The organism is Streptomyces sp. NPDC033131 (assembly GCF_055578365.1).
Map to the genome: position 1 here is coordinate 37,463 of NZ_JBVIPA010000010.1, position 12,748 is coordinate 50,210.

8 protein-coding genes and 2 pseudogenes are annotated in these 12,748 nt (G+C 66.9%); 6 read left to right on the plus strand and 4 right to left on the minus strand.

All coding sequences use genetic code 11. The annotated features are described in order from the left end of the window. The first annotated feature begins 139 nt into the window (after positions 1-139). Positions 140-1,219, plus strand: a complete 1,080-nt coding sequence (locus ACZ5XS_RS15165; protein ID WP_468651341.1) for a polyprenyl synthetase family protein — start codon at positions 140-142, stop codon at positions 1,217-1,219. A gap of 155 nt (positions 1,220-1,374) precedes the next feature. Beyond that, positions 1,375-2,463 (plus strand): polyprenyl synthetase family protein, encoded by a 1,089-nt coding sequence (locus tag ACZ5XS_RS15170; protein WP_468651343.1) that lies wholly within the window; start codon positions 1,375-1,377, stop codon positions 2,461-2,463. A 197-nt stretch (positions 2,464-2,660) separates the two neighbouring features. Here ACZ5XS_RS15170 and ACZ5XS_RS15175 read toward each other — a convergent pair whose 3' ends face one another. The 3 genes from ACZ5XS_RS15175 to uppS all read right to left on the minus strand — a co-directional run bounded on the left by ACZ5XS_RS15175 (position 2,661) and on the right by uppS (position 5,156). Next, a complete protein-coding gene (locus ACZ5XS_RS15175) occupies positions 2,661-3,479 on the minus strand; it encodes an ABC transporter permease (protein WP_468651345.1) in 819 nt (272 codons plus the stop codon). After that, a complete protein-coding gene (locus ACZ5XS_RS15180) occupies positions 3,476-4,090 on the minus strand; it encodes an ABC transporter ATP-binding protein (protein WP_468651347.1) in 615 nt (204 codons plus the stop codon). The genes ACZ5XS_RS15175 and ACZ5XS_RS15180 overlap by 4 nt, the downstream gene beginning before the upstream one ends. A 139-nt stretch (positions 4,091-4,229) precedes the next feature. Continuing rightward, a complete protein-coding gene (gene uppS / locus ACZ5XS_RS15185) occupies positions 4,230-5,156 on the minus strand; it encodes a polyprenyl diphosphate synthase (RefSeq protein ID WP_468651349.1) in 927 nt (308 codons plus the stop codon). A gap of 774 nt (positions 5,157-5,930) precedes the next feature. Between uppS and ACZ5XS_RS15190 the strand changes: the two genes are divergently transcribed. The 4 genes and pseudogenes from ACZ5XS_RS15190 (at position 5,931) to ACZ5XS_RS15205 (ending at position 11,914) form a co-directional block, all read left to right on the plus strand. Beyond that, positions 5,931-7,028 (plus strand): hypothetical protein, encoded by a 1,098-nt coding sequence (locus tag ACZ5XS_RS15190; RefSeq protein ID WP_468651351.1) that lies wholly within the window; start codon positions 5,931-5,933, stop codon positions 7,026-7,028. Positions 7,029-7,316: 288 nt separating this feature from the next. Next, positions 7,317-10,889, plus strand: a complete 3,573-nt coding sequence (locus tag ACZ5XS_RS15195) for a hypothetical protein (protein ID WP_468651353.1) — start codon at positions 7,317-7,319, stop codon at positions 10,887-10,889. Between the two features lie 349 nt (positions 10,890-11,238). After that, positions 11,239-11,769, plus strand: a pseudogene (locus tag ACZ5XS_RS15200) (phosphotransferase); the annotation flags it as partial. After that, positions 11,723-11,914 (plus strand): hypothetical protein, encoded by a 192-nt coding sequence (locus ACZ5XS_RS15205; protein ID WP_468651354.1) that lies wholly within the window; start codon positions 11,723-11,725, stop codon positions 11,912-11,914. The pseudogene ACZ5XS_RS15200 and the gene ACZ5XS_RS15205, both read left to right, overlap by 47 nt. 30 nt (positions 11,915-11,944) lie before the next feature. Here the strand turns inward: ACZ5XS_RS15205 and ACZ5XS_RS15210 are convergent. Continuing rightward, positions 11,945-12,710: pseudogene (locus tag ACZ5XS_RS15210) on the minus strand (MerR family transcriptional regulator). Positions 12,711-12,748 lie beyond the last annotated feature (38 nt).

The window sequence follows — 12,748 nt, forward strand, 5'->3', positions numbered from 1 at the left end:
AGATCAAATGGGTGACCTTGCGCAACAGTCGGCGTGAGCCGTTCCAAGACCCCGGCGCACTGGCCCTGTCCAGCTGCCGGGCTCCGCTCTTCTCGTACCGGGCCGGCCATCCTGCGCCCGGGATCGGCGGGGCGAGTCTGTGACATCGACTGCTACGGAAATCCAGGAAGAAATCAACCTGCGGGCCGTACGCGAGCAGGTTGATGCCGTACTGCAGGACTTCCTGGACGACAAGACCTGTGCGGCAGACGGCCGGAACCTGCCGCCCGAGGTCGTGGACACGTTGCGGTCCTTCCTGACCGCTGGAGGCAAACGTATCCGCGCCTTGCTGTGTGTAGTCGGCTGGCACGCCGCAGGCGGTCAGGGGGATGCAACGTCGGCCGTGCGGGTGGCCGCCTCGCTCGAACTGTTCGTGGCGTTCGCCCTCATCCACGACGACATCATGGACGATTCGGTCAGTCGCCGTGGCCGCCCTGCCGTTCACCGTGCCTTGAGGACACGCCTTGTGCCGTCACAGCGCGCGGAGCGGCTCGGTGCGGGTGGTGCCCTGCTGGTGGGGAACCTGGCACTGATCTGGGCGCAGGAGCTGCTGCACACCGCTCAGCTGTCTCCCGACAAACAGCGCGCGGTGCACGCGTTGTACGACGCGATGCTGGAAGAGGTCATGTACGGCCAGTACCTGGATGTGATGGGCACCGGCCGGGACGCGGATGATGTCGAGGCGGCGCTGAGGATCGTCCGCTACAAGGCGGCTACCGCGACGGTTCAGCGCCCCTTGCAGTTGGGCGCCGCTGTCGCCGGGGCCGGTGCGGACATCCTGGAGCCGTTCACGGCGCTGGGGCTGCTGCTCGGTGAGGCGTTCCAGCTTCGGGATGATCTGCTGGATGTGTTCGGCAGCACGGACGGGGCGTGCGCGCCGGGACTGGGCGATCTGAGGGAGGGAAAGCGGACGGTGCTGTTGGCCCTGGGGATGCAGGCGGCCAGTCCTGTGCAGCGGCAACGCCTCAGCGAACTGGTGGGCCAGCCCAACCTGGATGCGAGCGGGGCGAGTGAAGTGCGGGCCATTCTGGAATCGACGGGAGCGCGAGAACGGACCGAGGCCATGATCACCGCCCGTCACGATCGCGTCGTGCAGATGCTGGAGGCGGCACCCTACCCGCCCGCCGCTTACCGTGCGCTGCACTGCCTGGCCGTGGCCGCCATCTCCTACACCTCCTGAGACCTCAAGCCCTCACGCGCGGACAGCCGTCGAAGGGCGCGGTGCGCCAGCCGGACGACGCGCCACGCAGGTGTATCGGACTCCGGCTGCCCGCACGTACAACTGCCTTTGCCGCCAGCCCTTTCAGACGTCTTTTCGATCAGGAGGTTTTCCCTGTGACGGATGCCGCTGTCCTCACCACCCAGATCCAGGCGCGTCTGGCCGGATATGAGAACCACTTCAACACGCTGTTCGAGAAGTACTTCCAAGACCTCGGCGCTGCTCTGGCGGTGCCGTCATTCAGCAGGTTCACGCCCGAGTGCCTGCACCTGCTGCGGGATCTGTCGTTGCGCGGGGGCAAGCGGATGAGAGTGACGCTGGTCGAGGAAGCTGCCCGCCTGGTGACAGCTGAACCCGGCCCGGCGGTGGACGACGCCGCGCTGAGCGTCGAGCTGCTACAGACGCACGGTTTGATCCACGACGACATCATCGACGACAGCCCCACCCGCCGGGGCGGTCCCTCCACCTACTACGCCTACCGTCACAGGTTCCCCGACCATCCGCAGGCCGCCCTCGGCCTGGCCATCCTTGCGGGTGACCTCGCGCTCGCCCTGTCCCTGCGGGTCCTTCTGGAGTCCAAAACTCCCCCCGCGATCCGGCAGGCCATGGTCGAGGTGCAGAGCAGGGCGGCTTCCGACACCTTCGTGGGCCAGATCATCGACCTTGAGCGGGACTTCGGCCCGGCCACGGACGAGGAAGCGCTGCACTGTGTCGCCGACTACAAGACCGCTCGCTACTCGATCCTGGCCCCGATGCAGCTGGGGCTGCTCGCCGCCGGCGAACAACCCGCCCATTGTGAGGAGGAACTGCGCCGCTACGCCCGCCTGGTGGGGATCGGCGGACAGATGCGCGACGACTACCTCGACCTGTTCGGTGACGCACAGATCATGGGTAAGCCCACGGGGACCGACATCCGGGACGGGCGGCGCAACTACACGGTCCACACCATCCTGGCAGCCGCCACTGACGCCGAGAAGTCCGTGGTGACCTCCGCGCTCGGTGACCCGGACTGCACCGAGGAAACCATCGGGGCCGTCCGTGAAATCGCCGAGCGCCGGGATGTGCCGACGACGATGCGGACGAGCATGCAGCGCTGTGCGGAACTGGCCTCGGCCGAGGCGGCCGGCTGGCGCCCGAGGTGGCGACCGGACGCGGTCGCGTTCTTCGAGTACCTGCCGCAATGGGCCATGCAACGGATCTCCTAGCCTCCCGACGACAACGAACGGCGGTGCCCGGTGGGTTCCGCAGGCCGGGGGCGAGGGGAGCGACGCGCCTCGTGCCCTGGGGAACGACGCGCATGAAGGACGGCGATTCTGCGGCAGGTCAGAGACAGCCCTACGTGTGATCCACGGCGGCCATGGAGCAGCCGGCCCACCGGGTCGTCTGCATGCGCAGGCGGTTGTCACGGCGCCGGAACGGTGACACCGGGCGCCGTGTCCTGACCAGCCGCCTGCGCAACCGGTAGACATTGCGTGCGGGTACGTACGGCGAAGGCCGTCATGCCCAGCGCGGCCATGCCCAGAGCCCACCCGCCGCCCAGCAACAAGGAGCTCCAGGGCACGGTGTGCAGTGCGCCGGCGGTGACGGAGGCTTGCACCGCGCCGTGGGAGGGGAGGTGGCGCACAACAGGGCTGTCGGCATTCGGGTTGATCATCGGGTTCTGCAGCAGCAGGTCGATGGAGCTGGTCATGATGGCCAGAAACATCCCGGCGAGTTCACTGCGCAGCACGGCCGCGAGCACGATGCCGAATGCTCCGTAGGTGAGGGCGCCGGTGAACATGCCCGCGGCGAACACCATGGGCTGCGCCGGGTACCACAGCAGGTGGGTCCAGGCGGTGGCGTAGACAGCGACCACCGCGGCCACCAGGACCAGGGTGGCGCATTTCGCCGCCGCCAGACAGGACCGGGGGTAGCCGGCCTGCACCAGGCGCCGGTCGAAGAGCGCGGAGCGGGCCGTGGAGATGAACATCATGAAAGCGATGACCAAGGTCAGAGCCTGAAGTGCCCCGGTGATCTGAGTGAGGACGTTGGCGTCCATGACCAGCCACCGGTCCACCGAGCGCACATGGAACCGCAGCGGTGTCCGGGCCACCACCTCGAACGCCAGGGTCGTCCACAGGGGGACGAACAGCAGCACGATGAGCAGCGCCAACCGGTTGCGGGCCTGTTCGATGAGCGCGAACCCAAGCGCGCTCCACAGGCACGACCACCACCGCTTCACGAGCCCCACCCACCCGTGTCGGCCTGTTCCGCTTCACGCAGCACGCCTTCCTCCAGGCGGTACAGGGTGTCCAGCCGGGAGGCGTCGTAGGCGAGGTGGGAGACCACCAAAACCGCGCAGCCCCGGTCGCACAAAGCCCGGGCCAGGTCCCAAAACCGCAGGTAGGTGTCCCAGTCGAAGCCCTGGTACGGCTCGTCCAGGAGCAGTACCTGCGGATCGTGCATCAGGGCCAGAACGAGATTGAGCTTCTGCCGGGTCCCACCGCTGAGCGTCTCCACGCGCTGGTCCCGGTAACCGGTGCAGTTCAGCTGATCCAGCAGTTCAAAGGCCCGGTCAAGACAGCTCAGGCCATAGGCCGTGTGAAAGAACCGCAGATGCTGCTCGACGGTGAACGCCCCATGGAGCACCGCGTCCTGCGGACAGCTGCCCACCACCCCCCGGCACTCCGCCACCCCGCTGTCCGCGGCGAGGTCACCGGTGAGGATCCGTAGCAGCGTGCTCTTGCCCGCGCCGTTCTCACCCACCACCCCCACCAGCTGTCCCTGAAACAAATCCAAGGACACCCCCCGCAGGACCGGGCGGCCCCGATAGCCCTTGCGTACATCCCTCATGCGCAGGCTCGGCCCACACGTGGCCGAAGCGTCCCAATCCAGCGCACGTGCCTGATGACCGGCCGTTCGCATCACATGTGTCCCCGTCTGCTCGATCAGAAATGCCCCTCCCGGCGCGGACCGCGCCGCGGACGGCACGTCACAGTCCTCTGCGCTGCCGACGGCCCCGATAGTCCTCCAACGCCTCCTCCAAGGCCGCCCCGTCGAAGTCCGGCCACAGGACGGGCGAGAAGTACAGCTCGGAGTGCAGCGTCTGCCACGGCATGAAGCCCGAGAGCCGGCTCTCGCCGGAGGTGCGGATCACCAGATCCGGATCGGGCTGACCAGCCGTGTCCAGATGCCGGGCCAGTTCGCCAGCGTCGACCGGCCCACCATCAGAAAGGAGGTTGCCGTCTGCGATGCGGCTTTCCAGGAGCCTGTGCACCGCTCGGGTGATCTCCTCCTGACCGCTGTAAGCGATGGCGAAATTCACCAGCGGACCCTTCACGGGACTGCTGCGGTGTCCGTAGTCGCGGAGTTCTTCCGCCACCGATGGCGGAAGAAGATCCAGGTTGCCGAGGAACCCGATACGCCACAGTCCCAAAGATGCGAGGTGTCCTACGAAGGCGGCGATAACTGGCAGCCCCTGGTCCACCTCCACACGCGGCCGACGGAGGTTCTCCACGGACGTCGTCCACAGCGTGACAACCTCGATCCCAGTGTCCGTACGACACCGGTCGAGCAACTCCAAAGTCCGCTCACACCCGCGCCGATGCCCCTCCAGGCTCGATAGGCCCCTGGCCCTGGCCCAGCGCCGATTGCCGTCAGGAATGACGGCAAGGTGACGAAGCAAGGGGGCGACGACAGAAGAAGCGCCAGCGGGACCTGATGCTGGACTCAACGACGTAGCGCCTTCGTCTTCGGCAACGGAGGCAGCGGTATGGCGCCCACCAACGGAAGGCACGCTCGACATGAACCACTCCCTTTCAGAACCTGGCCTCAGCCCACTGCGCTCCTTCTCAGCCAGCAGCCGCCCACTCGTACAACGACCATGCCTTCGTGACGCAACGCCCGTTGAACTCGTCATGTGCCGCAACCGGTGTCGTTCGGCATGGTGCTGGCGTGCCGCTCAGTGTCGAAGGCCGCGCAGGCACGACCGGTAGTTCGAGGCTCCGTGAGGCGCTGCCACGAGAAGCGACCGCGCAGAGTCGATCCGAGATAGAGATGCTGTGGTGGGGGACCGTGATGCCCGGCCAGCTGCCGGTGAAGTGGCGGGCCTGGTCAGCGGCTGTCCGGGGATGCCGGTTCGCCGAATATCAGCTGTTCGACTGGACAGGCGTCGTCTCCTGGCACGGATCCGTGGGCGTCCTGTTCGGGGTGGACGCCGACACGTTGCCGTACCCGCCCGTAACTCTCGTCGAGGACATTCAAGACAGCGTCCGCGGGGGGCCGTTGAACATGAGCACCTCGGTGCCGTCACCGGCGTCCGCTACGCCCAGCTGCGGGTGCCGCGTCGCGGCGGTCTGCAGCGCGCCTTTGGCCGGACCGTGCCGAGACTGGGCCTGGGGGCAGGGCGGTGCGATCTGCCCTGCTGGCGTCCGCCAACCGCGGACAACGAGCGCACCTGCGGGGCTGATACGTCTGCCTCGCTGGGAAACGCCGCGTAGTACCGTTCGCCGCCCGGCTGCACGCTCCTTCCGGATCCGCGCTGGTCTGCGGAGCCAAAACCTGATGTGCCCCGGCGCCGACTGCTGACACGATGCCGTCAGCACCTGCCCGGCCCCTAGCCGACACCAGGTCGGGACCGGTGCTGTACGACAAGAGGCGACCCCGCCCCTAGCACCCGGAGAAGAGCACGGCCGTGACGACTACAGCCCCCGGCAACGACATCGCCCTCGCACTGATCGCGCAGGACATCATGTTCCTGCGACGCTTCGCCCACAGCGTCATGGCTGCCCCCGACCAGGCTGTCCTCCCGATCTTCTGCATGCACAACTACATGTGCCTGATCATCCACGAGTCCCACCGGGCACTTCGCCACGTCGCTCCCGACCTCGCGGACGCACTCGCCTACGACTGCGCGCCCGCCATCGAGCGTGCTCGGCACTCGGTCAAGCTCTACGACGACAAGTACAAGGAACTGGACGACGTCGGCGCCGACTTCCGGCGCATCATCGAGGAACACCGTCAGGAGTTCCTCGACAACACCTGGCTGCCGCTGGCACGGGGGCTGGAGAGGGATCTCGTCCTGTGGCGCTTTCGCGGCAGGCTTGTCTCGACCTCTCACACAGCCAGCTTCTTCCTGGCATTCCCCCCGCAGGCCTTCAAGGACCAGGACGTGCTCGGTCCCAAACTGCACGCCATCGCAGCGGAACAGGGCAGTTACATCGCTGCGGCGGCAGAGGGCCTGCCATGGCAGGGGCAGGCCGCCCTCGACGCGATGCAGAAAGCGGATCTCACCGAGAACGAGGTGCGTGCCGAGAAGCACTACCGACGAAGTTTCGATCCCGCCCTCCGAGAGGAGATCAAGGCCTCCCTGACGGCCATGACATGCGCGCTGAACACCGTTGACGTCTTCCTCGCCGAGGACATCACCCCTTCCTCGGCGACAACACTGTTCAAGCTGCGCTACATCACCCTTCATCACGTCCTCTCCAGCCTCCGCAAGCTCGACGACCAGTACGGAGCCGGGCTCCGCCCGCCGGACCGAGCGCTGCTGAAGGACATCCTCGACGCCCCGATGAGCAACCTGATCCTTCAGGCTCACAGAGGGTTCAGGAACACCCTGGTCCACTACAGGCCCACGCGGGACGTGCAGGAGCGACTGTCCCCGGACGCACCGCTCTACGGCCTCCTGGACGCCTACTTCCCCGCGGATGAAGCACGATCGCTCGGCGACGCCCTCGCACTCCACACCGCGCACGTGGCCGACCGCATGAGCGCCTGGTGCGACAACTGACTCCTCCAGGACTTCCGGTGCGTCACCCTCTACGCTTCGAACCTGTCCGGCTGTGCCGCAGCCAGGACGTCCGTGAGGATTTTTGTGAAGTCCGTGGCCGGGATGCGGCCGTCAGTGTCCTCCCGCAACAGGACGGGGAGAACGGGCTTCACGCCCACGCCACGGGTGCTGCCCGCTGTCGTGTCCGGATGCCTCCTCCCCGCAGCCAAGGAAGCGTTGCCCTGTGCTACCACCGCTCCGTGGCCGGCTGCGGCTCCAACTGTCACAGTCGCGTGTCACGATGGACGCGTGGAGCTTGATGACGAGGCCAGGTACGACGGCCGCCTCCCAGCGTGGCTCACAGATGCCCCCACAGGGGCAGCCGTGCCGCCTCCGGTTGAGACGTCTCCGGAAGTTCTGCCGCTGGCCGAGGTGACTTGGCAAAACACGGAGAGGCTGTTCTTGCGGCTGGCAGAGCGCTCAGGCAGCGCCGTGTACGCGCAGCAGTACGGAACTCCCGGTCAGAGGCAGGACGGTATCGACCTCTATGTACGCCTCGCCGCTTCCGACGCGCCCAGCAGCAGCCGCCGGTACCTGACCCTCCAGTCTCGCAGGATCAAGGACCTGACACCCGCGAAAATACGGGCAGCGGTCGATGACTTCCTGGCCGGCACCTGGGCCGCGCGCAGTGCGACCTTCATTTACGCCACCACCCACTCCCTGAAACCGACCCAGCTTGCCGAGGAGGTCCTCAGACAGGCCGACCGGCTGAGTGAAGCAGGCATCACCTTCATCCCCTGGGGCCTGGAATCGGTCTCCGAACGCCTCAGAGATCTCCCCGAGATCGTCGAGGAGTTCTTCGGCCCGTCATGGGCAACCCTTTTCTGCCGTCACCCGCCCACCGCCCGCCAGCGGATCTCACCCGCTCGACTGCCCGAGACCGGCAAGACCACAGCTGGCTGGGACGCGCAGCGCCTGGGAGTGCACCCCGCAGCGCCGAGTCCCGGCGCACGCCGCCCAGCCTCGGGGTTCGTGCTCCCCACCTACGTGCCTCGTCCACACGACACAGAGATCCGGCGACGGCTCCAAAGGATCGCCAGCGGCGACCAGTTCGAGCTCCTGGTCGTGCGCGGATCATCTTGCACCGGCAAGACCCGAACCGCCTACGAAGCCGTCCGCGCCGTACTGCCCCACTGGCGGCTGATCCACCCCAAGACTGCCGAAGCCGTGGTCGCCCTTGTCGACTCACAGACCGTGTCCAGCGATACGGTGCTGTGGCTGGATGATGCCCACCACCTGTTCAACGAGCCCGCCGGTGAAAGCGCCGCCGCTGCCCTGCGGCACCTCCTGGAACGGCCAGGCCCGGGACTGCTGATAGCCACCATGTGGCCCCAGCACTACGACGCCCTCGTCACCCCGGACCCGTCCGGAAACGATCTCCACCCTCAGACACGCCAGCTGCTGCGCCCCTTCTCCGCGATCGACGTCCCCGACCGCTTCCACGGTCCCGCGCTGGAGCACCTCAACGACCTCGCGCAGCACGACTGTGCATTGCGCGCCGCTCTGGAAACCGTCTCCGAGCCGGGAGCCATCGCTCAGACACTGGCTGCAGGCCCCGACCTCCTCGATCGCTGGGAGCACGCCCGCTGCCCCTACGGGCGAGCCGTCCTGACCGCAGCCATCGACGCCCGACGCCTGGGCGTGCGCACCCCCCTGACGGAAGCCTTCCTTCACGACGCCGCCCCCGGCTACCTCACGGACCATCAACGGGCCGCAGCACCGGCAGACTGGTTCGAGCGCGCCACCCAGTACTGTCAGCAGCCGGTCAAAGGCGTCGCCAGCGCCCTACAGCCCGTCGCGCTCCCCACCGGCATGGGTGCCACGCCCGGCATCTACACCTTGGCCGACTACCTGGAGCAGCACGCCAGCGAGAAACAAGCAGATCAGCCGATTCCCGCCACCTTCTGGGAAGCCGCCGAGCATCATGTGACGGACGGCGCAGACCTGACCTGGCTCGCCCGCCACGCATGGAACAGGGGCATGCGCAAGCGCGCAGTCCTGACCTGCCACAAGGCACTCATCCTGCAGGCGCCCTTCGCAGCCGGATGGCTGGTGACCTTTATTCACCAGCTCGCAGCTGAGGCGCACGCTTATTCCTGGATCGCGCGAAGCACGCCGCTCACTGACCCCTACGCGGTCAGTTTCCTCCTGGAGGAGCTGAAGGAAGCAGGTCGTACCGAGGCGATCGACATCGTTTTGCGGCGCGGACCCGAGCTGCATGTAGCAGCAGGGAACCCTTACTACGTCGCGTTGTTGGTGAACAGCTTCAAGGCTCTCGACAGGCCTCAAGCCGCCTACCAGCTGGCCGAGCGAGCAGCCCGATCCATACCGCTCGAACACGCCGGCGTCGTCGCCTACCTGCTGGAAACACTCCTGGAAGCCGGCGCACACCAGGCCGTGCAGACTCTGCTGCACCGTGACCCGGCTTCCAGCGTCCGACTCAAAGAGCACTACGACATCTACGGCGCGCCGGACGATGACACCTACGACGCGATCATCCTCCTCGAACTGTTCGGCGAGGCAGGCGCCCATCAGGCAGCGGACGTTCTGGCCGGGCGCATTGCACAGTTCCTTCCCCCGGACGATCCCTGGGAGTTCGGTCGCCTGCTGACGGCACTGGACCAGGTGAAGGCAGGCAGGCACATTGCTACGGCGATCAAGCGAGCCGTCAGAGAGGTTCCCGTCACCGACGGGCGCGCAGTCACCGACTTCATGACAGCGATGCTGAACGAAGGCACCATGGCGGGCGTTGACGCATTCGATGCCCTCATGGATCAAGACCCGGTGCATCACGTGGCGCTCGACGACGCACGTACCGCAGCCCGCCTGATCAATAGGATCTCGGCCGCGGAGTGGCACGAGGAAGCGCTTGGGGCACTTCTTGGGCGCGACCCCGCCTCTAGCGTTGGGCTGACGGATCCCATGGGCGTGGCCATGCTGCTCGAGAGCCTGCACGCAATCGGCGACAGGGAAGCAACGAGTCGGCTCATCGCCCGATCGCCGGCCGCCCAGGTCGAGCTGACGGACGCGGACTCGGCGGGAGTGGCCCGGCTGTACCGGGCCTTCCTCGCCCTTGACGCCGTGGACGAGACCGAGACCTTGCTGGCACGTGCTCCTGGGGACACCGTCTGCGCCGACAGCCTGAGGAAGACCGTGGACCTCATCAACCTCTACGAGTCGCTGGGCAGAACCGAGGAGTGCAGCCGGCTCGTGCAGCGGGTCGGCTCACGGATGACTGACTGGGAACCGCTGCTGGGCGATTCTCTGAAGGACCTCGCAGATGATCAGCTGCGGAAGGAGTTCCTCAGGACCCTGGCCGCCCATGTGGAACTGCAGAGCCCGCGGACGGTGACCGGGCTGCTGCGGCTGATGCACGACCAGGACCCCACTGGCGCACTCCCGTTGCTCCTCGCCCGGAAGCCGTCCGGATATGTCAAGGTCCATTGGGCCCACGACGCTGAGGCCCTCATCGACGCGTTGGCCGAGGCCGCCGGCCCGGCCGAAGCTGCTCGCCTCGTCGCGGCGGGCCTGGCAGACACCGTCTCCTTTTATGGCCACCACGATGTGAGCGGCCTGTCCAGAGCGCTACGCAGACTCGGAGCCGTCGAGGAGGACGCACGTCTTGCTCGAAGAGCCCTTCATGCAGGCTCCTTCGACACGTACCTGCAATGCATGGACCGGAACGCTTTCGACTACCGATACGGCATCGAAGCGGACGAGCAGCCCTCCCCTCAATGGTTCTTGCAGCACCCGTTTTGGCACCCGGCGGATGGTCAGAAGGATCTCGCCGAATCCACGCTTGGTTGCTCAGTCGATCAGTAGATCAGACCTTGGAACCGCTGTCCTGTCCGATAGCCTTCCGGCCCGCCGAGCTCATCGGGTCGGCGCCACCAGCCGCTCCACCATCTCCATCTTCCCCTTGCCGATGGTAGGCGTCGGTGTCGGCAACGCCTGGACCCGGACTTCCTCATCGCCATGGCCGGCAGGGTGGGAATCATCGAGGTCGACGGCCCCCACCACCAGAAGCGGTTCGCCGCGGACCTACTCGCGACCGGCAGTGGCGCAACGGCGGGATCGCTCACATTGAGCGAATTGTGGTCGAGGAAACCAGCGCCGACGCGGTGATGCCAGAGGAATCACAGCGAGACGTTCCGGAGAAGCGAGAGCCGCTCTGCCTGCCCGCCTCAGTACTGCATTTCGCACGACCGACACCGAGATCGAGATCACCGCAGACCTGGTCCGCGACCTGCTGCAGGAGCAGCATCCAGAGCTTGTAGGGCTGGCCATCCGCGAGGTGACGGGCGGCTGAGGCAACCAAATGTGGTGCCTCGGGGACGAGTTGGCCGTGCGCATGCAGCGCATGGACCCGACCCCGGAGCTCCAGCTCAAGGAGCGGCGGTGGTTCCCCGTGCTGGCCGCGCGCCTGCCGCTCCCAGTGCCCACCCCGGTACGGTTCGGTGAACCGCCCGAGCGCTTCCCCCTGCACTTGACCGTCATGACGTGGGTTCCAGGCGAACCGCTGGACCACGGCTCGATCAGCCGCAGCGACCACGCAGCCGACACGCTGGCGGGCTTCCTTCAAGCTCTCCATGTGGAGGCGCCCGCTGGAGCGCCAGTAGCCACGGACCGCGGCAGCCATCCCAGGAACTGCACGGATGGGTTCGAAAACTTCTCCCAGCTGTTGCCCCGACTACATCGCTGCCGCTCTCCGGGCCGCGCCCCGGAGAGCGGGCGGCGTCAGCCGCCTCCAACAGTGGCGCGGCATCGCCACCCGCTACGAGAAGACCGCCACCATCTACCTGGCCGGACTCCACATCGCAGGCACCTTCCTCTGGTCCATCCGATGATCCAAACGAAACGGCCTGAGGTGCGTGCGGTCAGCTCAGCCGGGCGTCGGCGTACACGGTCATCGCATCGCGCTGGTAGACGGCGAGACCGTCGGCGATCTTGTCGAAGTTGGCCCGCATCTGCGGGTCGTCGACATAGGTCTGGCCCACTCCCTTGTACGCGGCCGCGGTCGGGGTCCAGAACCGGCAGATGTTCTGGTAGTTGGCGTCCACCTCGGCCTGTACCGCGGGGTCGGACACCGGCGTGCCGGCGACCATGAACTCCGCCATACGGATCATCTGCGCCGTCACTTCACGCTGCCAGCGCTCCGTGTCCTCGGAGGTCATCGCCTCGACGGCCTGCCGGGACTGCTCCCACGCCTGCGGCCACCGCTCCCGTACCTCGGCCTCGGCCTCGGAGGGGGCCTGGAACCCCTCGAACAGGTTCTCCGGCTTGTTGATCTTCACCATATGGTCCTTGCCCTCACCTTCTTCCAGTTCGGCGATGGTGCGGCCGACCGTACGGGCCAGCGTCTCCAGCCGGTCCCGTTCCGCGAGCAGCCGTTGGTGGTGCTCACGGAGCACGGCCACCTGGTCGAGCTGGCTGTCCAGGACCGCCTGGATCTCGCGCAGCCCCAGGCCCAGCTCCCGCATCAGCAGGATCTGCTGCAACCGCAGCAGATCGGCCTCCTCGTAGTAGCGGTGCCCGTTGCTCCCGATCCATGCGGGCGGCAGCAGTCCGATCTCGTCGTAATGCCGCAGCGTCCGCGATGTCACCTTGGACATCCCGCGCCACCTCCGCGATCGACCAGGCCATTGCGGTGCCTCCCTCGCCGGGCCGGTCTCTCCGGCCAC

What these genes read in the sequence shown, in the direction of transcription:
- ACZ5XS_RS15180 (WP_468651347.1), bottom strand. Translation starts at nt 4,090, where the DNA reads ATGAGGGATGTACGCAAGGGCTATCGGGGCCGCCCGGTCCTGCGGGGG.
- ACZ5XS_RS15205 (WP_468651354.1), top strand. Translation starts at nt 11,723, where the DNA reads ATGGGTTCGAAAACTTCTCCCAGCTGTTGCCCCGACTACATCGCTGCC.
- uppS (WP_468651349.1), bottom strand. Translation starts at nt 5,156, where the DNA reads ATGACGAGTTCAACGGGCGTTGCGTCACGAAGGCATGGTCGTTGTACG.